21 protein-coding genes are annotated in these 23,917 nt (G+C 66.1%); 8 read left to right on the forward strand and 13 right to left on the reverse strand.

What is annotated here, in order from left to right; genetic code table 11:
* The first annotated feature begins 6 nt into the window (after positions 1–6).
* Positions 7–3,324: a type I restriction endonuclease subunit R gene (locus tag AC1XX3_RS11470; RefSeq protein ID WP_483321256.1), complete on the forward strand. Its 3,318-nt coding sequence runs from the start codon at positions 7–9 to the stop codon at positions 3,322–3,324.
* Between the two features lie 445 nt (positions 3,325–3,769).
* On the opposite strand, the gene AC1XX3_RS11475 is transcribed toward AC1XX3_RS11470, so the two are convergent.
* The 4 genes from AC1XX3_RS11475 to AC1XX3_RS11490 form a co-directional block, all read right to left on the reverse strand.
* Positions 3,770–5,383 carry a hypothetical protein gene (locus tag AC1XX3_RS11475; protein WP_483321257.1) on the reverse strand — a complete coding sequence of 538 codons (1,614 nt, stop codon included), beginning with the start codon at positions 5,381–5,383 and terminating at the stop codon, positions 3,770–3,772.
* Between the two features lie 531 nt (positions 5,384–5,914).
* Positions 5,915–6,202, reverse strand: coding sequence for a hypothetical protein (locus AC1XX3_RS11480; RefSeq protein ID WP_483321258.1), 288 nt, complete (start codon positions 6,200–6,202; stop codon positions 5,915–5,917).
* A 324-nt stretch (positions 6,203–6,526) separates the two neighbouring features.
* Positions 6,527–6,673 carry a hypothetical protein gene (locus AC1XX3_RS11485; RefSeq protein ID WP_483321260.1) on the reverse strand — a complete coding sequence of 49 codons (147 nt, stop codon included), beginning with the start codon at positions 6,671–6,673 and terminating at the stop codon, positions 6,527–6,529.
* Between the two features lie 74 nt (positions 6,674–6,747).
* Positions 6,748–8,181, reverse strand: a complete 1,434-nt coding sequence (locus AC1XX3_RS11490) for a hypothetical protein (protein WP_483321261.1) — start codon at positions 8,179–8,181, stop codon at positions 6,748–6,750.
* Between the two features lie 556 nt (positions 8,182–8,737).
* Here AC1XX3_RS11490 and AC1XX3_RS11495 point away from each other — a divergent pair.
* The gene (locus AC1XX3_RS11495) at positions 8,738–9,634 is read left to right on the forward strand and encodes a 5'-nucleotidase (protein WP_483321262.1); all 897 of its coding nucleotides are present in this window, start codon (positions 8,738–8,740) and stop codon (positions 9,632–9,634) included.
* Between the two features lie 471 nt (positions 9,635–10,105).
* Positions 10,106–11,722: an APC family permease gene (locus tag AC1XX3_RS11500; protein WP_483321263.1), complete on the forward strand. Its 1,617-nt coding sequence runs from the start codon at positions 10,106–10,108 to the stop codon at positions 11,720–11,722.
* 320 nt (positions 11,723–12,042) lie between these two features.
* Here AC1XX3_RS11500 and AC1XX3_RS11505 read toward each other — a convergent pair whose 3' ends face one another.
* The 7 genes from AC1XX3_RS11505 to AC1XX3_RS11535 form a co-directional block, all read right to left on the reverse strand.
* Positions 12,043–13,317 carry an RNA polymerase sigma factor gene (locus AC1XX3_RS11505; RefSeq protein WP_483321264.1) on the reverse strand — a complete coding sequence of 425 codons (1,275 nt, stop codon included), beginning with the start codon at positions 13,315–13,317 and terminating at the stop codon, positions 12,043–12,045.
* Position 13,318: 1 nt separating this feature from the next.
* A complete protein-coding gene (locus AC1XX3_RS11510; RefSeq protein WP_483321265.1) occupies positions 13,319–13,690 on the reverse strand; it encodes a YciI family protein in 372 nt (123 codons plus the stop codon).
* A 52-nt stretch (positions 13,691–13,742) separates the two neighbouring features.
* On the reverse strand, positions 13,743–14,477 hold the full coding sequence (locus tag AC1XX3_RS11515) for a DUF998 domain-containing protein (RefSeq protein WP_483321266.1): 735 nt from the start codon (positions 14,475–14,477) through the stop codon (positions 13,743–13,745).
* A 325-nt stretch (positions 14,478–14,802) separates the two neighbouring features.
* Positions 14,803–15,588: a GNAT family N-acetyltransferase gene (locus tag AC1XX3_RS11520; RefSeq protein ID WP_483321267.1), complete on the reverse strand. Its 786-nt coding sequence runs from the start codon at positions 15,586–15,588 to the stop codon at positions 14,803–14,805.
* A gap of 62 nt (positions 15,589–15,650) precedes the next feature.
* Positions 15,651–16,598 carry a choloylglycine hydrolase gene (gene bsh, locus AC1XX3_RS11525; protein ID WP_483321268.1) on the reverse strand — a complete coding sequence of 316 codons (948 nt, stop codon included), beginning with the start codon at positions 16,596–16,598 and terminating at the stop codon, positions 15,651–15,653.
* Positions 16,564–17,118 (reverse strand): hypothetical protein, encoded by a 555-nt coding sequence (locus AC1XX3_RS11530; protein ID WP_483321269.1) that lies wholly within the window; start codon positions 17,116–17,118, stop codon positions 16,564–16,566. The genes bsh and AC1XX3_RS11530 overlap by 35 nt, the downstream gene beginning before the upstream one ends.
* On the reverse strand, positions 17,115–17,894 hold the full coding sequence (locus tag AC1XX3_RS11535) for an SDR family NAD(P)-dependent oxidoreductase (RefSeq protein ID WP_483321270.1): 780 nt from the start codon (positions 17,892–17,894) through the stop codon (positions 17,115–17,117). Before AC1XX3_RS11535 ends, AC1XX3_RS11530 begins: the two co-directional genes overlap by 4 nt.
* Before the next feature lie 142 nt (positions 17,895–18,036).
* On the opposite strand from AC1XX3_RS11535, the gene AC1XX3_RS11540 reads away from it, so the two are divergent.
* A complete protein-coding gene (locus AC1XX3_RS11540) occupies positions 18,037–18,681 on the forward strand; it encodes a TetR/AcrR family transcriptional regulator (RefSeq protein WP_483321271.1) in 645 nt (214 codons plus the stop codon).
* Positions 18,682–18,848: 167 nt separating this feature from the next.
* Here AC1XX3_RS11540 and AC1XX3_RS11545 read toward each other — a convergent pair whose 3' ends face one another.
* The gene (locus AC1XX3_RS11545) at positions 18,849–19,598 is read right to left on the reverse strand and encodes a MerR family transcriptional regulator (RefSeq protein ID WP_483321273.1); all 750 of its coding nucleotides are present in this window, start codon (positions 19,596–19,598) and stop codon (positions 18,849–18,851) included.
* 116 nt (positions 19,599–19,714) lie between these two features.
* On the opposite strand from AC1XX3_RS11545, the gene AC1XX3_RS11550 reads away from it, so the two are divergent.
* From AC1XX3_RS11550 to AC1XX3_RS11565, 4 genes are all read left to right on the forward strand, one after another.
* Positions 19,715–20,350 carry a hypothetical protein gene (locus AC1XX3_RS11550; protein ID WP_483321275.1) on the forward strand — a complete coding sequence of 212 codons (636 nt, stop codon included), beginning with the start codon at positions 19,715–19,717 and terminating at the stop codon, positions 20,348–20,350.
* A gap of 5 nt (positions 20,351–20,355) precedes the next feature.
* Positions 20,356–21,270, forward strand: coding sequence for an alpha/beta fold hydrolase (locus AC1XX3_RS11555; protein ID WP_483321277.1), 915 nt, complete (start codon positions 20,356–20,358; stop codon positions 21,268–21,270).
* Between the two features lie 726 nt (positions 21,271–21,996).
* Positions 21,997–22,659 (forward strand): MmyB family transcriptional regulator, encoded by a 663-nt coding sequence (locus tag AC1XX3_RS11560; RefSeq protein ID WP_483321279.1) that lies wholly within the window; start codon positions 21,997–21,999, stop codon positions 22,657–22,659.
* Positions 22,660–22,739: 80 nt separating this feature from the next.
* A complete protein-coding gene (locus AC1XX3_RS11565; protein ID WP_483321281.1) occupies positions 22,740–22,961 on the forward strand; it encodes a hypothetical protein in 222 nt (73 codons plus the stop codon).
* Positions 22,962–23,508: 547 nt separating this feature from the next.
* On the opposite strand, the gene AC1XX3_RS11570 is transcribed toward AC1XX3_RS11565, so the two are convergent.
* The gene (locus tag AC1XX3_RS11570) at positions 23,509–23,877 is read right to left on the reverse strand and encodes a VOC family protein (RefSeq protein ID WP_483321283.1); all 369 of its coding nucleotides are present in this window, start codon (positions 23,875–23,877) and stop codon (positions 23,509–23,511) included.
* Positions 23,878–23,917 lie beyond the last annotated feature (40 nt).

Genomic DNA, 23,917 nt, shown 5'->3' on the forward strand with positions numbered 1-23,917 from the left:
CTGTACGTGGAGAAGCCGAGCATGGAGTTGTTGAGGGAGCTCGGCTGGACGCCTGTTGACGCGTTCCACGAAATCCTCGGGTCGCAGGGAACGCTCGGCCGTGAATCGCAACACGACGTCGTCCTTACCCACCGACTGCGGTTTGCGATGCGCAAGCTTAACTCCGAGCATGTCCCCGATACGTCGATCAATGAGGCCATCGAGGCGCTGATCAAGGACCGCTCGGCCATGGACCGGGTCCGCGCCAACCGTGAAGTCCACGCCCTGCTGCGTGACGGCTACCTAGCTGAGTGGTCGGACGACAGCGGCGCGAAGCAGATCGAGACACTGCGCTACCTCGATCTGAGCAAACCCGCGACCAACGACTTGCTTGCCGTGCAGCAGATGTGGGTCAAGGGCAATCTGCACAGCCGACGCCTCGATGTTGCGCTCTTTGTCAACGGTGTCCCCTTAGTGCTGATGGAGTTCAAGGAGCCCAACGAGCCGGTCAAGTCGGCCTACGACAACAACCTGACTGACTACCGCGACACGATCCCGCAACTGTTCATCCCGAATTGCTTCCTGCTGCTGTCCAACGGCAGCCACGCCAAGGTTGGGTCGACGTACTCACCGTGGGAGTTCTTCAACGACTGGAAAGTCATCGACGCACTAGGCACCCGCGGCGCGATCGCCTTGGAGACGGCCCTACGCGGCACCTGCGATCCAGTGGTCCTGCTCGACTTGCTGGAGAACTTCGTGGCCTACATGGAGCGTCCGGGTGGCCTAATTAAGGTCTTGGCGCGTTCCCATCAGTACCTCGGCGTCAAGGCAGCAATCGACAATCTCCACCGGGCCCGTGCGGAGCACGACAAGCGCCTCGGGGTCTTCTGGCACACCCAGGGCTCGGGCAAGTCGCTGTCGATGTTGTGGTTCACCCAGAAGGTGCTACGCCAAGTGCCCGGCCGGTGGACCTTCGTCATGGTCACCGACCGAACCGAACTCGACACCCAACTCCACGGCGAGTTCGCCGACGCTGGAGCAATCTCACCGGAAGCAAGGGTGCACGCGGAGTCCGTAGCCCACCTGCGCGAACTCCTGGCGGCCGACCACCGCTACGTGTTCACTCTGATCCAAAAGTTCCAGCCGTCCAAGAGCCTGGAAGAGCGGCAGATGCCGGTGCTCTCAGACCGCTCAGATGTCATCGTCATCACCGACGAGGCGCACCGCAGCCAGTACGACACCCTCGCCCTCAACATGCGCACCGCGCTCCCCAACGCCTCGATGATGGGCTTCACCGGCACACCGCTGATCGCCGGCGAGGAGCAGGCGACCCGCGATCAGTTCGGTGATTACGTCAGCGTTTACAACTTCCGCGACGCCATCGAGGATGGCGCGACGGTCCCGCTCTACTACGAGAACCGCATTCCCGAGCTGCAGCTGGTCAACGAGAACTTCTCCGACGAGCTGAACACCCTCCTCGAGGAGGCTGAGCTTGATGAGGACGCCGAGGGGCAGTTGGCGCGAGCCTTCGGCACGCAGTACACGTTGCTGACCCGACCCGAGCGTCTCAAGACCATCGCAAAGGATCTGGTGGCCCACTTCGTCGGCCGCGGCTTCAGCGGCAAGGCGATGTACGTGGGCCTGGACAAGGCTGCTGCAGTCCGGATGTACAACTTGATCCAGCACGCCTGGGCCGAGCACCTGGCCGAGTTGAGGGCCGAACACGATGCGTTGCCTGAGCTGGAGCGTCCCTGGCTGGCCTCGCGGATCGAGCTGATGGAGACCACGGACATGGCCGTGGTGGTCTCGCAGAGTCAGAACGAGCTGAAGATGCTCGACGATCTCGGTCTGGACATCAGGCCGCACCGGGAGCGGACGATCCGCGAGGACCTCGCGGAGAAGTTCAAGGACGCAGAGGATCCGCTGCGGTTGGTGTTCGTTTGTGCGATGTGGATGACCGGCTTCGACGCGCCGAGCGTCTCGACCGTCTACCTGGACCGGCCGATGCGGAACCACACGTTGATGCAGACCATCGCCCGTGCCAACCGTGTCTTTCCGGAGAAGGACAACGGGCTGATCGTCGACTACGTCGGTGTCTTCCGGAATCTGGAGAAGGCCCTCGCGATCTACGGGGCTGCCGCCGCCGGCGAGTCGCCCATTGAGATCATCGACGCGCTCGCGGGTGAGCTGGGTGCAGCCGTGGCCGAGGTGTTCGAGTTCTGCTCCGGCCTGGGGGTGGACTTGGCCGCAATGCGGGACGCCGAAGGGTTCGACCACGTCGCCAAGCGCGACGCCGCCGTCGAGGCGCTACTCGTGGACGAGGAGACCCGCACCGACTTCCAGCAGAAGGCCCGCCAGGTTCGCAAGCTCTTCAAGGCGCTCCTGCCCAACCCGAACGCCGCCGCTCAACAGCGCAACGTCGCCGCGATCCGGGTGATAGCCGAACGCATCGCGGAGGTGACGCGTCCGCCTGAGGCAGACATCGCGGAAGCCGCGGACGCGGTCGACGCGTTGCTCGACCGATCGGTGGGCGCCGAGGAGTACGTCATTCGCGCGGCGGCTGAAGGGTCCAAGCCAGATCCACTGATCGATCTGTCTTTGATCGACTTCGAGGCGTTGGCTGCCAAGTTCGCCGGCCGTGAGCGAGCCGAAACCGACCGGCTGGCGCAGTTGCTCCGCCAGCAAGCCATCGGTGCTGCGGTGCGGAACCCGACTCGGTATGAACTTGTCGAGCGGATCGAGCAGCTGATCGATGACTACAACGCCGGCAGTGTGAACATCGACGAGTACTTGCGACGCCTGATCGACCTGTCCCAAACCCTGACGAAGGAAGAGGAACGCTCGACGCGTGAGGGGCTGACCGAGGAAGAACTCGCGATCTTCGACCTATTGACCCAACCGGAACCGGTGTTGACCGACGACGAGCGCGCGACGGTGAAGGCTAGCGCCAAGAGGCTTCTGGAGCACCTGCACGACAAGCTCGTCCAGGACTGGCGCCGCAAGGTTGACGTGAAGAACGACGTAGACAGCACGATTCGGCGGGTCCTGGACCAGGGCTTGCCCGAGACGCCTTACACCGTCGACATCTTTACATCGAAGGTGCAGCGAGTTTTCGATCACGTCCTCACTGCCTATGGCGACGATGGGCAGAGCGCCTACGACGGTCGAACTGACTACCAATTCCCACAGCACGTTTCGGCTGAGTTCTCGGGACCCATCGACGTCAACCGCATCGCCGACGATGTCGTGGCCCGCATCCACGCCGATCCGGCCTTCGCCCGGCACGTTGCTCAGCAACTCACGACGGACACGCGGAAAAGTGGCCAGCCCGCCAGCAACCGGTGACTGAGAGCTAGAGCGCGCGAATAAGCGGTCATCGACCTCCCGGCTTGCTGAGCCTCAGAGCCGGGATGACCGGAGGGTTCGTGCGAAGCGGCATGTCACCTCTTTCTTGCTTCGCACATCCCCAGCTCTGCTCTCCGGTCGCCTCGTCGTGTCCGACGTTCCAGCGCAGCGTGGGGCGGTGCGGCACCCCCGTCTGCCTGGCACGACCAGCGTGTGGCGGGGCCACTGTGGCGGCCGCTGTCATCGGGCTGCAGGTGCGGTGCGGACATCCACCTCCTCTCTGCCTCGCGCTGGTCCGCAGTCCGGACCGGGGGGCTGACCAAACCCTGTCGGAATCCAATAGCCCGAGCCTCCAACCAACCCAGGGCGATTCAGTCAGTGCTTCGCTGTTGAGTTGTCATGGTGCCGGTGCGCCTCCGGTGGGAGGGCAGTGTCCAATCGACGGTCAGGCTGCGTCCAGCTCCTGGTTCCCGGGGTCGACGCCTTCGCCCCGAGCGATCCGCAGGTACTTCTCGTCGATCGCTTTGGCTTGCTGCCTCGTGAGGTCGGTGAAGCCCCAGTCGTGCGGGTCGGGCTGGAGCAGCGGGTGGTCCGCAGGGCCGCGGACGGTTTCCTCGTGCCAGCTGCGGAGCTGCTCCTCGTTGAACACCGACGCTTTGAGGCCGTTGATGAGGTTGGCGATGGCGAGGCCGGGGAGCCGGTTCTGACCGCGGCGCATCCGCTGCCTGCTCGGGTTCTTCAAGATCCCGAACGCGCCTTCGACCAGAGTGCGCACGTTCATGGCCTTGCGCCACCGGCGGGTGCCAACGTGCTCGCGCTGCATCAGCTTGCGCTGGTGGTGCGGGTTGGTCGGGTCGGGGGTGAAGTCCATCGTCTTGTTCACGCAGCAGCCCCGGGTTTTCCAGTCCTCCGGTGGCGTGACGATGGGCAGACCTGACTCGCGTGCGGTGGTGACGTTGTCCTCACCGCGGGCCCAGCAGCCGGTACGGCCGGCGACGGCGAGGCAGATCCACTTGGAAGAAGGGTTCGTCGCCAGACCGGACTCCTTGCGGTCGAACGCCCGGTTGGCCCGGAACTCCTCCACCGCGTCGTAGTGCTCGTTGGTCTCTTCCCGGGCGAACTTCCCGGGCATCGGCCGCTGGTCCATGGGGGCGGCGGGGCAGTGCATCCAGCCGAACTGCATGACCGCCCCGTTGATGTCCACTAGACCCTCGGAGTCCTCGCGCATGGCGAGGATCTGCTCGATGCCGCGCTGGGCCAGCGGGACGGCCCACCGGTCGGCCTTGAGGTTGGTGTAGAGCAGGTCGCCGGCGAGCCTGGTGATCTTGGACCGCTTCGCAACTCGGTCGATGAGCCTCAGGGAGATGTCGACCACGTCGGTGTTGGCCGGGACGACGACGAGTCCCTCGACGAGCAGGGGTTCGGTCCTGTCTGCGGCGTTCGGGTCGGGCGTCCGGACGATGGTGTGCTGGTGGAACCCGTAGCCGACCTCCTTCTTGCCGGCCTTGCCCGTCTTGTAGCCCCAGGCCGCGTCGAGGCACCGGCGCAGCATCGGGGTAACGGTTCCCTCGGGCTGCGGCGCGTGGTCCTCGTCCTCTTCGCCAACGAGGATGTCGGTGACCGCCAGGGTGGACTCGACGTCTTCGCTGGCGTCGTGGTTGGTGCCGTTGTCGAGCTTCTTCTGCGCTAGGCCGCGCTCCTTGCGGGGGCCGAGGGTCCACGACCACTGTCCCGTGCCGTCAATGGCGCAGGTGCTCGCCGTGCGCGGGATGACCGAGATGGTGATGAGGCGGTCCACGGCTTCCTCGACCAGGTGCGTGCGACGCATCCGGTCCTCGTCGTCAAGGGTGGGCGCGGAACCGGTGCCGTAATCGAGCTCGCTGCGGATCTTCGCGACGGCATTGACGAGGTCGTCGTAGCCGAGCCGCTCGATCCCCTCCTTGATCCAAATCTCCTTGTGCGGCTTGCCGTTCCTGGTAAGCCGCGGCTTCTCGGGTCGAAGGAGCGTCTGCCGTCGACGCCCATGGTGGTAAGGGACCGGAGCACTCCGAGTTCCCACTGCATCTCCCGGGGCAAGGCTTGGGTGAGTACTGTGTGCACCCCGTGCAGGGTGGTCTCGTGGCCGAGGCGGGTGCACAAGACGGTGCCGATGGCCCAAAGTCGGATGTTCTCGCGGATGCGTCCGCGGCGGCCGGACCGGCCTGGTTGAGGTGGCGGGGCGAGGATGTCGAGCACTCCGCTCTGGTCGACGATGTAGAGCGTCCGCTCCAGCATCGGACGTGTCACGCGCTTCGCGCTCATCGCGTCGCACCGGGCAGGGCGGTCGCCTCGGTCACTGCAAGACCCTTGTGGGCGAGCCAGGGGCCTAGGTGGGGCTGCAGCTCGGAAAGCGTGCGCGCCGACCTCAAGCCGGCCGCCTGGAGGATCACCGCCAGGGGGATCGGGTCGGTCATCAGATCGGCCAACCAACGCTGGCGCCCCTGACTGTCGAGCTCATCGCGACCCCGACTGTGGTCGCTCAACCGATGAGGACTCGCCCCTGTGCCCCTGCGGCCGCCGCGGTGCAGGGACGCCAGGGTGGTGTGCGGGGTCAGCTCTGCGACGCGGTCGCCGTCGGGGCGCCGATCGGCCCGCCAGGGGCGTCCGCGGTGGGCGGCCTGCTTGGCTTCGATACCGACCTGCACGGAAGTGTCAAGACCAGGATGTCCTTCTCCACGCGCAGGCGGGCCTCGAAGAGTCCCGCGTACAAGACGAACTGGCCGAACTGGTCGCGGGGCTGGAAGCGGGCGCTCACCGAAGCGCGCACTGGCTTGACCCTCGTCCCGGGGCGCGAGACGTACGTCACCTCGTGCGGGCCGACGACCGCGCGCAGGTTCATGGCGGAGAGGGTAACGACCTGCTGGCGGCCGTGCGGGCAAGGGGTCGAATTCATGGTCTGTCCATCCGGTTGGGCACCCCACTCTGGGGCGACTTCCTCCCTGACCATCCGGAGGGTCACCACCTACGCCAGTCGCGCACACAAGAATGCTTCCGAAGAAGCCGAGGATGACCTATGTCGTGTTCGACACCTCGAGCCTGGAGACGCCGGGCGCCGTTGAGGTTTCTCGGAGGTGCCGGTCTACGTCTCGGAGTTGACGACCGCCGCGCGGCCGCGTCGCAGTCCTGCGGGTGCAGGTCTGGTCGGCGGCCGTGGGCTGGTCGATCACGGCAGCCAGTGGCGCACGAAGTACGCGATGACCTGGGCGACGATGGCGTGTGCCAGCCAGCCGGCGGCCCTCTTCGCGTCTGCGTAGCGCTGCGTCCGCGGCGTGCCGGGTTCGCCGGGGTGGGTGTTTGTTCCGGTGTCCATCTGCTGTTCTCCTTTCTCTTGTGGTCGGGACACCAGGGTCAGGGGCCAAAGCAGGGACCGCGCTAAGGTCAATGTCACACCTCGTCGGGATCGGCCCGCCCGAGCCAGAAGGCGCGGCGCCAAGCCTGGTCCATCGACATCTCGAGGTGGTGGGATGTGATGTCGATGAACGCGCCCGTGAGTGCACCGATCCGCGCCGTGGAGTGCCCTTGGCGGATCCCTTCGACGACGGAGTCGATGTGCCAGCGCCACCAGTCGTTCGTGAACCAGCAGGCGAGGCGGTGCCGGTTGGCAAGCCGGACGAACTGGCGGGGGTTGGCGGTGGCAGCGTGCAGTTCGGCAAGCTCGTCAGCGTCGAGCCGCGTGGCCGCGCGCTTGAGGGTTGTGGCGATCATCGAGGAGTTGCTCGCCGTCGCTTTGGCGATGAGGTCGTCGCGCTGGGTCTTGGTGATGAAGCCGAGCAGGTGGGCCTGGGTTGCCGGCAGGCCCGGGGTCATTAGTTCCTCGTGGTCGAGGAGTACTACCTCGGCGAGTCGTGCAGGAGGTACTTCGCGGCCTGCTTCGAGGCAGGCACTGAACTCCTCGACGGGCTTACCCCCCGCGGTCAGTGGCCAGTAGACGCGGCGCGAGCCGGAAACAGTGATGCAGACCTTTCCAGTCTCTGCGTGCGCCGCGAGAGGGGCGGGAACGGGCTCGTTATGGGCGAGGCAGACCTTGCTCCACTCTTCCGGCCAGCGGAGGGTCCACTTGGGGGTTGCGAGCTCAAGCTGTGGTGGTGCGGCACTGTTGGTGAGCCAGCTCTCGATCCTGGTCATCTCGAGCGCGCGTTTGGCGCGCCACACCGCGGTGCCTCCCCGTCCTTCGACACTGCTCCGGCGAGAGGTGAGGCTGAAGATGCCGTCTTGGAGCCACGCCGCGTCGGGATGCCTCCGTTGGAGGCGCTCGACAAGCGTGCGGAACTGGTCGGTCTGCGCCTCGAGCATGCCCATCCACTCCTCGGCGTCGTCCTCCGCCGTCAAGGTGGTGAGGAAGTGATGCGCGACCTCGAAACGCCACGGGTGGTGCCAGGCGATCTCCTCCTCGTTCAGGACCACGGCGAGGTCGGGGTTCTCGGAACTCCACAACGCTTGGGTTTCGGCGGCGGTCAGGGTCGCCGCGACTGCGAGCCGCCACAGTGCCAGTGCTACCCGACAAGTCAGGGTCTGGGGCAGGCCCTCGAGGCCGGCCACCACGAACGGTTCTGCGTTGTAGATGGCGGCCATGACGGTGTCGGTCAGGGGTCGCGCTGCGTAGTCGTGGTGGCCGTGGCGACGGGACTGGCCCGGCAGCCGGAACCCCAAGGCGTCCGCGTCCGCCTTCAGCTCGGGGTCGATCCTGAACCGGAGGTGTGCTCGCGGGTCCGGGGTGCCTCGACCCAGTGGCATCGGCGGGTGCCTGAGCACGGTGGTCAGGTGAGTTAGGCGGTCCTCGGGCTCGAGCTGTTGCTGGTGGTCGACGAACGTCTCCACCGCAGAGCGAAGAGCGGCGTCGCGCGATACGCCGAGAGAAGCCGCGTGAGCAGCTAGAGCGTCGACGGCTTCTGGCGGGACGCGGACGCTGGTCTGTTGCATGGCCCCCATGACCCGAGTCTCGCGCATCCATCCGAGGGAACATCGATGTTCAGATACTTCAATCGGGGAGCCGCGGGCTCGTCGGCTTGAGGCGGCATGCCGCCACCGTACCGGGAAGGAGTCGCGCGACATTGTCAAGGGCGAAGCCTGTCCGGTTGTCCACGGAGCGGACGGCGGAGACGCGGCCGCCGACATCCTGATCAGGACCCAAGCCCTCTCGATGCCCTGAGATCCCCACTTTTCGTTTGTCGGTGGCAAGTTTCTAGTTGTCGTTCGGCCGTTCATGGGTAGGTGTGTCGACGGACGTCCCGGAAGCCAGGGCCGGCCTCCACTACCCTCTGGTTCCAGGGCTAGCTCCTCTGCCCGGTTGGCTGGGCACAGGCGGACGTCGCCTGACCTGGGAACGAAGGAAGGACCTGTGGCATACGAACTAGACGACCGGCTGGTAGTCGGCGTGGCGTCCAGTGCGCTCTTCGACCTCACCGAGTCGGACGCCTACTTCCGCGAGCACGGCGAGATGGCGTACCGGGAGTACCAAGACGCCAACCTCGAAGTGCCACTCGCCAAGGGCGTCGCGTTCCCGTTCACCCAACGCCTAGTTCGGCTCAACGACCTTCGCGCCGATGACCCACTCGTAGAAGTGATCGTCCTGTCGCGGAACGACCCCGACACCGGGCTACGCGTGATGCGGTCCGTGAAGCACTACGGGCTCGACGTGACCCGGGCCATTTTTACTCAAGGTAAGGCGCCGTATGAGTACATCGGCGCGCTCGACATGTCCCTGTTCCTGTCCGCCAACCGGGCCGACGTCGATGCCGCGATTCAGGCCGGCTTCCCCGCCGGCCACGTCATGCCCTCGACAGCTGAGTACGACGAAGCAGATCCAACTCTCCGCGTCGCCTTTGACTTCGACGGTGTGCTCGCCGACGACTCCTCGGAGCGCAAGTACAAGTCGGCAGGGCTCGACGACTACATGGTTCACGAGGACGCTAACCGCGACCGTCCTCTCAAACCTGGTCTGCTCAAGCCGCTCCTCGCCGACCTCAACCGCATCCAACAGATTGAGGAGAACCGTCGGGCGAGTGAACCCGACTACACACCACGCCTTCGTATCGCACTGGTCACCGCGCGGAACGCCCCAGCCCACGAGCGTGCGGTGCACTCCCTCCGGGAGTGGGGTGTGCGGGTCAACGACGCGTTCTTCCTCGGCGGTATCGAGAAGGCGCGTGTGCTGCGGGTCATGCAGCCACACATCTTCTTCGACGACCAGGACCTGCATCTCACCGGGGCGCTTGAAGATGTCGTTGGCGTTCACATCCCCTACGGCGTCGCGAACGAGAGAAGCTCCTGAGCCCCCGCCCAGGAACCGGGCAGAGGTTTGGCGCTCCCCGGGCGGCGCCCACCGTCAGTCAGATAAGCGTGAGAAGCACCCGGGCCAGCGGCTCGCAGAGCACGTCCGAGATGGATGGGTGCTGATTGCGGCGGCTACGGGTGCAACTGCCCCATCGTGTTAGCAGATTCGAACCGCTGACCTGCGCTTTCGGAATTCTACGATCACCCCACCCCTGCATGGCCCCGAAAGGGTCGTGCGCTGTTCCGAAAGGACAGTGTGTGGCCCCTTTCGGGTTTCTTGTCCCCAGCACGTGTGCCTGGGGCGATGCCGGAGACGGCTTCGAGCGCCTTAGGGAAGCACCTATCGCACTGACGTGGTTCTCAGGTCGTGTGGTCAGCGTCGTTGACTGCTGGATCAACCTCGACCGTCTAGAAACTTGGAGAGCGGATAAGTCCCCGCATTGGTGCAAAGGCCCGTATCGTTTCAAGGGTGGACGAGCCGCGAACTCTCAAGCGTTCGATCGGCACTGTCGGGTTGACCTTCGTCGCTGTCGGCGGCGTGGTCGGGTCGGGGGTGCTGTTCGCTCCGCTGTTCGCGGCGCAGCAGGCCGGACCCGCTGCCATCATCGCGTGGCCGATCGCCGGTCTGATGTTGATCACGGTCGCGCTGGTGTATGCCGAGATCTCCGCGATGCTTCCGGTGGTCGGGGGACTCGGGTTGCTGCCCACCTTCAGTCACGGGCAGGGGGTCGGTATCGCGATCGGCTGGGTGGCCTGGGTCGGCTATGTGACGGCCGCGCCGATCGAGACGCAGGCCATGCTCGAGTACGTCAGCAACGATCAGGCCTTCGACTGGCTCTTCGTTGCTGCGAGTTCGTCGGACGGGGAGAGTGCCCTGAGCCTGCCGGGGGTCGTGGTGGCCGCCGTCGTGCTGGTCGCGTTCACTGTGCTCAACGCGTTCGGGGTAGCGCTGTTCACGCGGGTGAACAGTGCGCTCACCTGGGTGAAGGTGCTGATTCCGGTGGTCATCGCGGTGGCGCTGCTCATCAACTTCTCCTCCGCGCCGATTCGAGTGACGGGATTTGCCCCAGAGGGGTTCGCCGGGGTGCTGAGTGCCATCACGACCGGGGGTGTGGTCTTCGCGTTCCTGGGGTTCCGGCACGCGCTGGATCTTGCCGGTGAGGCTCGTCGGCCGCAGGTGACCATCCCGGTGGCTCTGGTCGGGAGCATCCTCATCTGCACCGTGCTGTTCACCCTGCTCCAGCTCGGCTTCGTCGGCGCTGTCAGCCCTGACGACCTGATCGACGGCTGGGCCGGTCTCGACAACGGCGGGGTGAACGGGCCGCTCGCAGCAGTGCTCGCTGGGCTGGGCATGGCGGCGCTGGCGAAGCTGGTGGTGGCCGACGCTGTGCTGGGGCCGTTCGGCGCCGGGCTCGTCTCCACGGCGTCGACCGGTCGGCTGGCGGTGGCGGTCGCGCAGAACGGTCTCTTCCCGCGCGCCTTCACGCTCCTCAATCGGAACGGCGTCCCGATGCGCGCAATTGCGCTGAACGTCGTGGTGGGATTCGTACTGCTGCTCGCGTTCCGGGACGGCTGGTCAGAGCTGCTCTCCTTCAACTCCGGCGCCATCGTGCTCTCGATGTGTCTCGGGCCGGTCACCGTCCTCGCGCTGCGTCGCCAGGTCCCCGACCGGGCGCGGCCATTCCGCCTCCACGCTGTATCGCTGCAGGCCCGGGTCGCCTTCGTGGTGATCACCCTGATCATCTACTGGACCGGATGGGAGACGATGAGCAAGCTGACCATCCCGATCGCGGCCGGCGTCGTGGTGCTCGCGTGGCGCGTCGTCCGCAACCCGGAGCTGCGCGGTCAGCTCGCGCTGCGATCGCTCACCTGGCTGGGGCCTTACTACGTGGGCGTGCTGGTGCTGACCTTCCTCGGCGGGTTCGGTGGTGGGCTTGACGTGCTGCCCTTCGGGTTCGACATAGCGTTGGTCGCCGCGTTCGCGCTGGTGCTGTTCGAGTGGGGCGTACGCTCGGCTCTGCCCGCCGCCATCGCCGCTGCCAAGGTCGCCGAAGTGCCGGAGGTCCGGGCGGACGAGAGCAGCTGAGGAGTCTGAGATCACGATCGAGCGCGGTCGTCTGCAGGCATCGTCATCGGCGATTTCGAGGTCGCTCGTCCCGCTCCCGTGTCACCTCTGCCGCGGGTCGCCATTGGAAGGCACCTGGAAGTGCCTGGCGACGAGAAGCGAACCGATCTTCGCCAAGATCTCACCCCGGCATGTTCTCGGAAGAGAGCTCGTACTGATGCGCCGTGGTCGTGAGTCGACAGTCGGCGTCCCGTGCGGCCTCAGCTGTCGACCTGTCCCTCGCCACGAAAGGGTGGTTGAACGCGGCGCCGCGGGAACGGGCAGCAAATCCTTCAGGTGGATCAAGTCGCGCCGAGCCGGGAAGCCCGATCGAGGAAGAGCGAACGCTCACCGGCGTTCCTGGTGAGCTCAGCCGCTCGCCGGTAGTCCGCGGCCGCCTCGAGCGGGCGTCCGCTTCGCTCCAGAAGATCACCCCGGACGGCGGCCAGCTGCGGATACCCCGCCAGCTCGCCCCGTTTCAGAAGTCCGTCGACGATGGTCAACCCATCCTGTGGGTCGTACGCCCGGCCCACCGCCACCGCGCGGTTGAGCTCGATCACCGGAGACGGGGTGATGTGGGCCAGCACCGTGTAGAGCGCCGTGATCCGGCCCCAGTCGGTCTCCTCGTCGTGACCCGCTCGCGCGTGGCAGGCGGCGACGGACGCTTGCAGGGCGTACGGGCGGAGCCCGCCACCGAGGGCAACGGCCTGGTCCAGGGCGGTGAGCCCTTGCCGGATGAGCACCCGATCCCAGCGTCGACGATCCTGGTCAGCCAGTAGCACCGGTCGGCCGGCCGAGTCCATCCGAGCCGGTAGACGTGACGCCTGGAGCTGCATCAGGGCGGACAGGGCATGGACCTCGGACTCCCCGGGCAGCAATGAGCAGAGGACCCTAGCCAGCCGGACAGCTTCGGCGCACAGGTCGGGCCGGACCCAGTCGCTGCCGGCGGTTGCGGCGTAGCCTTCGTTGAAGATCAGGTAGAGAACTTCACCGACGGCGGACACCCGGGCGGGCCACTCCTCGGCTGGCGGCAGTTCCAGTTGCGCCGCCACGTTCCGTAAGGTGCGTTTGGCGCGCGAGATCCGTTGCGCGACCGTCGCCTCGGAGGAGAGGAAGGCCCTCGCGATCTCCGCGGTCGACAGGCCCCCGAACAGGCGCAGGGTCAGGGCAACTTGCGACTCGCGGGTCAACGCCGGATGGCAGGTCAACAGGATCAGCTGTAGCAGGTCGTCAGACACTGGATGGCTCAGCCGCTCGTTGGCGATGTCTGGACGCGGCATCCGTTCCTGCTCGCGTCCGGCCCGCTCGGCAGCTGCTGCGGCACGCCCCCGGCGTCGGACGACATCGATCGCTCGATGCTTCGCCGTAGCCCGCAGCCACGGAGCCGGATCCCGGGGCACGCCGTCTCTCCTCCACTGCTCGAGGGCGATGACCGAGACGTCTTGGACGACGTCCTCCGCGGTGCCGACGTCGCCGACCAGGCGGGTCGCCATGGCCACCAGCGCCGGAAACTCCATCCGCCACACCGTCTCCACTGTGCGGCGGATCGAGTCAGCACCCTCGGCTGCCGGGCTCATCTCAGGCTGGGTCCGCTCCCGGCGGCGCGTACAACGGCAGCACCCTGGCCTCAGCGTCGTAGCCGGGCCATAGATCTCGGTGCAGCCGCAGGAACCGTTCGGTCCACTCCACAGTCTCCTCTCGATTGCGGGTCTCATAGATGGCGTAGCTCACCACCTCCTTCGCCTCGGTGAAGGGACCGTCGACTACGCGAATGTCACCCTGTCGAAGAGCGACCAGAGCCGCTTCGCCGGACGGCATCAGGCCGGACTGGTCGAGGAGCACGCCGGCGGCTGTCGCCTCCGCCCCCAGCTGCATGATGGCGCCGAACAGGTCGGGTGGGGGAGGGGTCGACGGTTGGGTGATTGTGTCGAGCAGGACGAGGTAGCGCATGAGCGTCTCCTGGCTGAGTTGTTTTGAGTGTACGGAAAGTCGTCGTCGTCGGTCAGTGGCGTGAGTGGTCTCGGGTCCTGCGGCGCAGGTGTAACGCGAAGAGGGTGAACCAGGTCCAGATGATCAACACGGCGGCCACGAAGATCACGATCGTGGTTGGACTGCCTCCCCCCGAGGCGATGCCCACGAAGGCGCCCAACAAGGCGACTCCGGAAGCGGCGGTCGTCGTCGCCCATACCGGACTGGCCTTGCCGAACCGGCGAGCGAGCAGCAGACAGGCGGCGGTGAGGCAGAGAAACCCCAGTGCTCCGACCATCAGATGAGCCATCCCGTGCCAACTGAGCGTCGGGGTGGCCGGCGTTCCGGGCGGGAAGCCTGGGACGGGATCGGCGCGGAGGAGCCCGGCACCGATCAAACTGAGGCCATAGATCCCGATCAGCCGAGGAACCCCACGACTGCCTGGCCCACCGCTCAGAACCCGGCGTAGGCCGAAGGCAAAGGCCGTCACCAAGACACCAGTCAGGATCAGGTTGATCACCTGAATCCAACCCCACTCACCGTTGGCCAGAACACTCCAAGGATGCCGGGACAAATCGAAGCCGGGACGGACGAACGCCTGGGCAAGCGAAGCGATGACATAGACCGGACCGGCGGCGACGCCGGCAGCTAGCAGCAACGAACTGCCCTGCTGCACATCCTCGTCTGCCGTTCGCGTGTCGCCAGTCGGGCCGGCGAGAGTGGACATGAAATCTCCCTCGTTCTGCGGCCCTCCGATGAGTGCCGTCATCACCTTCTCGAACGGGAACCCGTTTTCTCGACATCGGACAGCGAAGAATCTGAGGAGACATAGCTGGCTCGGGCGCGTCGAAGCCCGCGTCCGGCAGCCGTTGGTGGAGTCTTCCCACTCGTCGGTGGCGCCGTTGGCGGTCCCGGCCATCGTGGGCCTGGCCATGGTCACCGTGATAGACGTCGTGCCACCACTGCGGCGGTCGTTGCAACACCTTGGTCGTTGACCACGACACGGTAGATCGATGGGGGTGTTGACGATGAGGACGTTCGGGCTCGACGCCGAGGATCAGGCCGGGGTCTGGCAACGGTGGCGCCAAGGTGAGTCACTGCGGGCGAATTGCTCGGCGATTTGGGGGACCGTTCGGGCTCGGTGCGAGAGTTGAACTGCTATTCGCGATGAGCGCGTGTACATGCATGTCGTGCCAGCCGTCTTCATGTAGCGCGGCCGAGATTCGGGTCCCTTCTGACCGGAATCCAGCCTTGAGAGCAACACGACAGGAGGCCTGGTTCTGCGTCGAATGCTCGAGTTGAAGCCGGTGAAGCCCCACCACCTCGATCGCCCAGAGGGCGGCCGCTTGCACCGCCCGAGGAGCAACTCCTCGACCCCGTGCCCGCGGCGCCGTCCAGTATGCAACGCCTGCAACGCCCTCGTGCAGGTCGATCGATCCCAGGGCGACTCGACCGATCATGACGTCGTCGCTGGCGACTACCGCCCAGCTGGCACATGTCTCTTCAGACCAACCAGACCGCCATCCGGCGATCAGGTTCAGGGCTTCCTGCTCCCCAGTGAGCGTGCGGGCGTGCCATCGCTGCGTTTCGCGGTCTTGATAGACGGCGGCAACTGCCGCGGCATCATGATCGCTCCATGGGCGGAGCGTCAGCTCATCATCGACAACGATTGACGGCTGGCTCGAATCTGCCAGCCGTCCAACGGGGATCAGCGGTTCCGTCAGTAGCGGCACAGCCACATTCTGCACCGCGCGCACGCGAGCGGGGTGCACGAAGCCGGGTTGGATAGCGTCGCGTTCTCGATCCCCACCGCGTCCTTCGTCGTCAGTGGCGCCGGGATCCATACCGCGGCTCGGGGCGACGCGTGCAGCGCTCGCCATCACGTGGCGCATTGCGCAGACGGGCGTTGCTCTGGTGACAACGCACCGTCGGAAGGCTTCCGTCAGACGACGACGAGTTTGCTTCCGTCGGACGCGTGGTCGGCCATCGCGACCCGTTGGATCGCGGGGTCGTCGTAGGTGTTCCAGTAGTACGTCCGAGTCCGCGCTGAGTAGAGCCCGGTGTAGATGGTCTTCTCGAAGGCGCCCGAGCCCATGGCTGCGCTACCGTCCACCATCGCCACCTGCTGAAGCGTATGGAACGCTCTGCTGACGTTCTCCTCCTCACTCGTCTGTTCCGGATAGTGCGCGTTGACGTAGGCCGCGCGCACGAACCGGGACGGCGAGTAATAGTCCCCGGGGATACCTCGCATGTGGGAACCCGAGCCGAACGGGCCCAGGTGCGCCCGCCCGAGCACGGTCTCCTCGGGAAAGTCGGGCGCCGCGTTGAGGTAGTTGCGCAGATTCTCGTGGTGCCACGAGAAGCCGGGCTGGTTGGCAAGGACGTCGACGTCGTCGTCGAAGACCTGGAGACCCTCGCTCGTGAACTCCACCACGATGGCGCGCGTTGAGTCGCCGATGATCCAGTGCAGCAGCGAGCTCGGGTATTTCTCATTGATGGGCTTGTCGACGATGACGACGTCTCCGAGTGCGGCCTCGACCTCGTCGACGGTGGCGAACTGGGAAGCCACCCAGAGCGGGAACTCGAAGGCGGCGACGTTCGTCGCGCCTTCGACCGGGGCCGGCGCGTAGCTCGCGTAGCCCGGGAAGTTGAGGCCCGCCACGGCCAGACCCGCGTCGTTGCCGCAGTCGAAATACAGCGGCGTGTCCTCCTCGACAATGCCCATTCCGATGACGGCGTACTGGATGCGCGCGACCGCTCCGAACGGTGAGTTCGTTTCGTAGCCGGTGGGTGTTAGCACCACCTGCTCGCCATAACCGTTCGTCCAGTCGAGGTTGCGTGCGAGATAGAGATTGCTACGTCCGTCGGAGAACCTGATGCTCGTGCACATGTCGTTGCCCCTGCCTGTGAGGATGGCTGCGATGCCCTGCCTGACTGTCGCCGCCAGCCTCGCTCGTCCGGTGTGCCGTGGCCGATAAAGCCTCGGTGGTTGTCCTTTGCAGCGTAGCCCAGAAGGAAACGTCCGGGAATCCCTGCGCGCCATGGCAATCGAGCAAGATGGAGTGCCGCGAACTATCGAGCCACACGAGCATAAGATCCGGCAGGTGATGCGTGAAGTGCACCGGCGCCAGGTCATCTGTCGAGGCGTCCGTGATCACGGCTGATCGCCGAAGCTGATGCGCATCAGTCGGCTGTTGGCCCAGGTAGGTGGTGCCCGCAGCTCGGTAGAAGAAGATCTCGATGCGGCGTGGGCGGCCGGTGCGGCGCCCCAGTGTGGTGATGTCGATGATCCGTTCGCTGGTGCCTGCGGCGGGGGTGATCTCGATGGCACGTCGGATGTGGTCGGGCAGGTGGGACAAAGATGTGTCCCATGCGGAGTCGTCCGACCCGGTCGGGTCTGGAGTGCTCATGCGGACTCTGTCTGGAGGGCGGGGCCGAGGAGGAGTCCACCGTCGATAACGTACTCCGACCCGGTGATGAATGACGCGTCGGATGATGTGAGGAACAGGAGGAGCCGGGTGACGTCGGTCGGCTCTCCGAGTCGGGGGATGGCGAACGGCTCGGGTGAGTAGAAGTCGGCGATTGCCGCGGTGGCGCCGGCTGCTGGTTCTTGGATGAAGGGGGTCGCGATCACGCCGGGGTGGATGGTGTTCACGCGGATGTTGTCGCGGCCGAGCTCGAGTGCTGCCGTTCGGGTGAGGCCGCGTACGGCCCACTTGCTGGCGACGTACGGCGCGTAGTACGCCGTGCCGCCCAGGGCCATGGTTGAGGCGATGTTGACGATGGCTCCACCTGCCGCGCGGCGCAGAACCGGCGCGACGGCCTTGATGCCGAGGAAGGTCCCGGTGAGGTTTACGTCGAGGATGCGCGACCACGTGGCCTGATCCGTAGCCTCGATCGGCGCCGGCGGGTTCTGGACACCAGCGTTGTTGACGAGCACGTTCAGGGCGCCGAAGGCGGTCTCGGCGGCTAGCACGGCGGCGGACCACGAGCTTTCGTCGGTGACGTCGAGGGGGGTGAGGAGAGCGCGGGTCCCGAGCTCGTCGGCGAGGGCGGCGCCGCGGTCGGCGTCGATGGCACCGATCACCACGTTTGCTCCCTCCGCGTGAAAGGCGCGTACGTGGCTCGCTCCCTGGCCACCGGTGCCACCGGTCACGAGCACGGTCTGGTTGTGGAAGCGGCGCATCAGATGTTCCTTCACTATGTCGGTGACTGCCCGGGCTCATCGGTGATGAACTGCGGCCAATGGTGAGCCGAGCGACTCACCATCGCTCACACTAGGCCCGGGGTAATGGCGAGTCAAGCCACTCACCTCGTATACTCGGCCCATGAGCAGGGTCGTGACGACATATCACCAGCGCATCGCCCAGGAGAAGCGCGCGCTGATCTTGACGGCCGCGACCGCACTGTTCCTCGAATTGGGTTACGACCGGACGTCACTGGCGCGGATCGCGGAGCGCTCGGGCGTTTCGCGGGCCACCTTGTTCAAGCAATTTCCGACCAAGGCTGCCTTGTTCGACGCCATGGTCACCGAGTCGTGGTCGACCGCTGACGAGGAGGATCCTCCGCCAGCAGGCAATATCGTGGACGGGCTCAACACCATCGGCCGCCGCTACGCCGAGCTGTTGAGCCGCGCCCAGATGACCGACCTGTTCCGCATCGTCATTGCCGAGCTGCCGCGATTCCCCGAACTTGCCAATGCGCAGTTCTCGCACGGGAAGATGCCCTACTTCGAGTCCGTACGCGGCTACCTGCAAGCCGAGCACGAGGCCGGAACGGTGCAGGTCGAAGACGTGGACCTCGCAGCCACCCAGTTCCTGGGCATGATCTCCAACTACGTCTTCTGGCCGACGCTCTTGGTGCCGGGCTGGGAGGTGAGCGCCGAACGCGTCACTCAGGTGGTCGACGAGGCTGCCCGCACCTTTGCGGCCCGTTACGCCGCGACCGGCGGACTGACAAGCTCGAGAAGGTGACACCCGGCGGGTGGCCGTTCCTCGCCGCCTGCGTCGGCGACGACCTCGCAGGATTTGCGTACGTAGCACCGTGGCGACCACGCCCCGCAACCGCTGTAGGCAGCGGATGTTGCCGCCAGCTCTGACGTGGTTGAGGAACGTGGGCGCGGCCTGGACTCCCCAACGAGCTACGTCTGGAGGCGAAACGCCTCTTCGCATCGATGCAGGTATGTCTTCGTGGTGTCGTAAAGGTCCCGGTCGGCCGCGGGCCAATGGTCGCGCTGATCGTGCATCGACTCCATGGCTGCGTGCTCATGCTCGACCTGACCATCCGTTGCGTCGCGGACGGCCGTCGTCCAGTCCCGTCCGAGCCGTTTTCCACTGGCCGAGACGGGATCGAGACCGTTCTCCGCGTAGATGAGAGCGCGCACCGCGACGGCCTTCCATCCGAGGTAGAAGGCCACGATCCGTTCGATCTGCTCGGGGGTGAACGCCCCTGCGTCCACTCCGGTATCCAGCTGGGGGTACTGCAGCATCGTGTCATCGAGACTCATGGTCGCCGCGATCAGACCCGGGGGGATTCGCATCGCGGGGTCGTCGTGGAGCGCGTCCACGATCGCACCGAGCACGACGCGCTGGTGGCGCAGGCGCAGCTCCGATAGCTCCAGCAGCTTGAGCTGCTCGGTGTAGGCATCGGCCAGCGGATGGCCTTCCTGCTTCTGGAGCACCTCAGCAACCTCGGCGAGGCTGAACCCGGCCCGGGTGAGGAGCTGGATGCGGAGCAGCCGATCCAGGTGCGTATCCCCGTAACGGCGTCGCCCGCCAACGTCCCGGTCCGCGATCAGCAGGCCGAGGCGGTCGTAGAACTGCAGTGCGCGCACGGTCGCCCCGGATCGGCGGGCGAGCTCGCCGATCCCGAACCCTTGCGAAGCGGACATGTATCGATCGTCGCAGGTGACGCCGGGTCACCGGCAAACTATCGGCTCATGCGCTGGAGATGACGTTACGTCACTCTCTTATCGTCGCAGGCACGATGACCCGAGGAGGGCAGCTCATGGGAACCGACGGATCGGCCCGGCGCGGGCGCATGGCCGCGGTAGACGCGCTCGTTGCCGAGCGCGGGTGGATGCAGGCCGAAGGCGACCGGACGCTGCTCGAACGCTACCGGGGAGCCCCGCTCGGGCACGGGTGGGCCGAGAGGGTCGCCCGCGTGGTGTCCGGCGAGCACCGCAGCCGCCGCTTCACCGCTTTCGAGCATGCCTACAACACCACCTCGTCGTTCGGCACCGGAGCCAGCACCTCGACCCATCGGCACGTCGTCACCGCGGTAGAGACATCGGGACCGGGTCTCGGGCTACACGTCGGCGCGGAACACATCGGACGCAAGATCCTGAGCCTGTTCGGTGCCCGGGACTTCGAGCTGGGAGACGATCCGTTCGACCGGCGGTTCCATGTGCGTGTCGATGACGGCGAGGATGCGGAGGCGTTCGCGCGCGCGGTGCTCAATTCGGATCTGCGCGCCTGGCTGACCGGTGCCGAAGGCGGCCGCCGCGACCCGTTCCGATTCGCGGGATCCGCGGCGATCACCTGGCACTCGGGTCGAATGACCGCCGGCCGGCTGATCGAGGGCCTCGACTACCTGTCGGAGATCCTCGACCGGGTCCCGGCGACGGCGTGGCGGGAGGAGTGAAGGCGATGGCCTTGGGGTCCTTCCGCGACGAGGATGCGCGTGACCGCTACATGCGAGCGTACGAGCTGGCGTTCGCGCAGATGGACACCCCGGATCGGACGGCCGACATCGTGACCGGGTACGGCACGGTGCGCGTCTACGAGTGGGCCTGGGCCGGCGCCGCCGACCCGCCGGTCCTGCTTCTCCCGGGACGCAGCTCCGGCGTGCCGATGTGGCAGGAGAACCTCCCCGACCTCCTCCCGCACCGTCGCGTGATCGCCGTCGACGCGCTCGGCGACGCCGGCCTGTCGAAGCAGACCGCACCACTGACCTCGATGACCGACCAGGCGGCGTGGATCGATGAGACGCTCACCGGCCTCGGCGAGAACCGAGTCCACATCCTGGGGCACTCATTCGGGGGTGCGACCGCCGCCGCATACGCCAGAGGGTTCCCGCAGCGAGTGGCGTCGCTGACGCTGCTGGAGCCGGTGTTCACCCTCGCGTGGCCCCCCGCCTCCACATTCCTTTGGACAACCATCGTCTCGCTGCCTGTGCCGCAGCCGGTGCGCGACCGGGCGCTGGCACGCATCGGCGGCGTCGACGTGAGCGACATCCGTGCCCGCACCCCGCTCTCCGACATGATCGCCTCTGCGTCCGTCGGATACCGGGCAGCGCTACCCGTCCCGCGAGTCCTGACCGCCGAGCAACTCGCAGCCCTGCCCATGCCGACCTACATCGCGATCGCAGATCGCTCCTCACTCGCGGGCGGCAGACGGGCCGCCCGCCGCGGACACGAGATCCCGGGCGCTCAGGTGCAGATCTGGCCCGACACCACCCACTCGCTCCCGATGCAGGTCCACGAGCAGCTCGCCCACCGCATCACCCGCTTCTGGAACGACGCCGACTCCACGCAGCAGCCCGGCAGTTTTCCGGAAAGCTGACGTAGCGAGCACCGGACTCGGACCGGTGCCCAACCTCAGAATCCCCTCGACCTGCGAGGAGATTCTTGTGTCAGCACGGATAACGCGCCGAAGTGACGTGGCAGTAGCCAGCGCAACACTTACATCAGAGGCATGGCTCGGGCATCAGATGTAATTCCCGAACAGAACAACGGGCGCTAGCAATTATTCGAAGCGGTCGAAAGGTTACCGACCTTCGAGCTGACACCGCCCGGAGATGACACCCCGCGTACGCGCACACTGTCGAGGACACCATCTATCTGGATCCGGCTGTCACCGGCAGAGGCATCGGCACCGGACTGCTCAGTCAACCGCGTGCGCAAGGGTGCCGCGCACCTGAACGCATTCATCGTAGTGTAGTCGGCGTAGAGCTTCCTGATCGGACGGGTGGGGTCGTCGTCAGGGATGCTTACGACTTTCCCGCTGCCGTCCGTAGGGAACCGGCACACGTCTGTGGTCAGTAGGCCCCGGCGGACACGGCGCGCAGGATCTCGGACGTCGAGTCGGTGGTGACCGCGTAGCTGCACGGCGTCCCAACGCAACTCGAGGACAGCGGTGCGCTGGTCGGCGCTGACCGGGAACGTCAGTGAGTGGGTCCAGTGCACCAGCTTCGTTTCGGGATCCATGCCTCCACCGTGCGAATCCGGGCCTGCTTCCAGCGCGGTCAGTTGCCCCGTCGATGGTCAGCCGCAGATCGTAGGCACCTGGGTGCGGGTCACGAAAGCCAGCGAGAGAGTCCTCGTTCCAGGTCATCAGATCCTGAACTGCGTCATAGCTGTCGGTCTGCTCGCATGCCACGTGCAGCCGAATCCAGCAGCGGTGCGGGGTCGCCAGCACCGAGTTGAGGGTCGGCTGCACCACCTGCTCGCCGCTCTCGACTTACCCGCATTCATCGAGGGCCGAAACTTCGACGTGCTGGCCTCGAATCAGGCCGCGGTCGCCTTGTCGCCGCGCCTGGTTCCCGGTCAGAACCGGTTGCGGTCGTTGCTGTTGGACCCGGCGGAGAAGGAGTTTCATGCGGACTGGGAGCACGCGGTGGTCTCCTTCGTCGCCGCGGCTCGGCACACCCTCGACGACGAGGTCGGCGACCCCCGCGCAGTGGAGCTTGTCGGCGAGCTGTCCATCGCCAGTGCCCGCTTTCGCACGCTGTGGGCTCGACACGACGTGCGGGCGCTGGAAGGACGCAGCTCGACGGTCAACCACCCTGTCGTCGGCGCCCTTCGCCTGCACCGCGAGAAACTACCCGTGGGGGACCTCATTCTGGTGATCTACTACCCGGACGAGAACAGCGACGCAGAACAGAAGCTTCGTCTTCTCGCGTCGTTGGTTGCCGAAGCACCAGAGGCCGTGGTCAGCGTGCACAGAGTGTGACCCCCGCTGCGTGCGCCGGGCCGACTTGTGTGCGGTTAATGACGCCTGCGGTCAGGCGGCGGTGCCGTACAGTTCAGCGCATGGGCGGTCGAGCAGAGGGATTCGAGTACGTCCGTCGGTCAGACGGCAGCGTGATCATCACGCACCACGGCCGGGTGGCCGCGAGGCTACGGGGTGACCGTGCCGCCGCGTTCCTGGCCGAGCTCGGAAACGATCCCCAGTTGGCCATGGCGCGGTGGACCGGAAACTATCGGCGAGGCAACGAACGGGTGGCTCGGCAACACCCACGCAATCGAGGTTGAACGACGCACCACGCCCCGCAGCGGTGTGGTTGGCCGGTGAGACGTGTCTGGATTCAGCTGCCGGGTGCCTCCGACGCCTCGGTCCAGATCTCCCGGAGAGCTGCGAGCTGCTCGGCGATGGTCAAGCCATCGACGTCGAGGACCTCGTCGACGGCCGGCGGTGTGTTGATCAGGTCGTGCAGGAGATCGAATTCGCTCTCTGTTAGGTAAACCTTGCGCGTGCTCGCTCGCGCATGCGCTTCCGACGGCGAGATGCGTAGGTGGACGGCGAGCGCCGGGCAGCTGGTCGCGATAGATCTCGAGGGACGCCGGCGTCAGGAAGTCGGCGATCACGACATCGAACCCAGCCATCGTGAGGTTTCGGCCCAGCGCACTCACATTACGGGCTGACAGCAGCAGCTGCGCGGTTCCCTCAGGCCCGCTCCACTGCGTCACATCGCCGGACAGGATCAGTGGCCGCATGATTAAGGACGTTAGCGGAGCGACGCACCTTCCGACGCGTCACCAACCATGGTTTCGGGCCGGCGGCGTGAGCCTGGCTCAACTCCTAAACGTCTGCGTGGGCGATGACGGTGATCCGCTCGCCGTTGTGATCGAGAAAGGAGAACCGTCGGATTCCCCACAGCTTGGTGGTCAAGGGTTCCACGACGGCAAGGCCGCGATCGGTGATCGCCTCGTAGATGGCATCAACCTGGCCGGAATCTCCCACGTCGATGGCGAAGCCCGGTGGCAGTCCGACGTGACCGTTGTCGTTGACGATGATCTGCGCCGAGGGCGTGTCGGGGGAGGCAAACGACCGGAAGCCGGACTCGTCGTCTCTCATGGCGACTCTTAGCCCAAGGACATTGCAGTACAGGTCCTCGGTGGCCGGCAGGTCTTGGCTGCGGAGTTCAGGGATGATCCGGGTGACGGGCAAGGTGGCGGCTCCTGTCGTTGCAGGCTCGGGCTGGTCTACC

The sequence above is a fragment of the Microlunatus sp. M237 genome, assembly GCF_056896895.1.